1 rRNA gene is annotated in these 501 nt (G+C 45.5%); it reads right to left on the bottom strand.

The annotated features are described in order from the left end of the window. A 23S ribosomal RNA gene (locus PLX19_RS26005) occupies window positions 1-451 on the bottom strand; the annotation flags it as partial. Window positions 452-501: the final 50 nt, after the last annotated feature.

Below are 501 nucleotides of genomic sequence, written 5' to 3'. Positions count from 1 at the left end.
GATTCCGACGGAATTTCACGTGTTCCGCCGTACTCAGGATACATTCAAGAGGGAACGAAGTTTCAACTACAGGGTTGTTACCTTCTATGACGAGCCTTTCCAGGCTGCTTCGTCTACCTCGTTCCTTTGTAACTCCGTATAGAATGTCCTACAACCCCAAGAGGCAAGCCTCTTGGTTTGGGCTAGATTCCGTTTCGCTCGCCGCTACTCAGGAAATCGCATTTGCTTTCTCTTCCTCCAGGTACTTAGATGTTTCAGTTCCCTGGGTCTGTCTTCTTTACCCTATGTATTCAGATAAAGATACCATACCATTACGTATGGTGGGTTTCCCCATTCGGAAATCTCCGGATCAAAGCTTACTTACAGCTCCCCGAAGCATATCGGTGTTAGTCCCGTCCTTCATCGACTCCTAGTGTCAAGGCATCCACCGTGCGCCCTTTCTAACTTAACCAAAATTAAAAAAATATGAGCTACACTGTTATCTAGTTTTCAAAGAACATA

Source organism: Bacillus sp. BP-3 (assembly GCF_028401955.1).
GTDB lineage: Bacteria > Bacillota > Bacilli > Bacillales > Bacillaceae_G > Bacillus_A.
The sequence above is the reverse complement of the archived record's forward strand: the minus strand, read 5'-3'. Positions and strand labels throughout refer to the sequence as shown.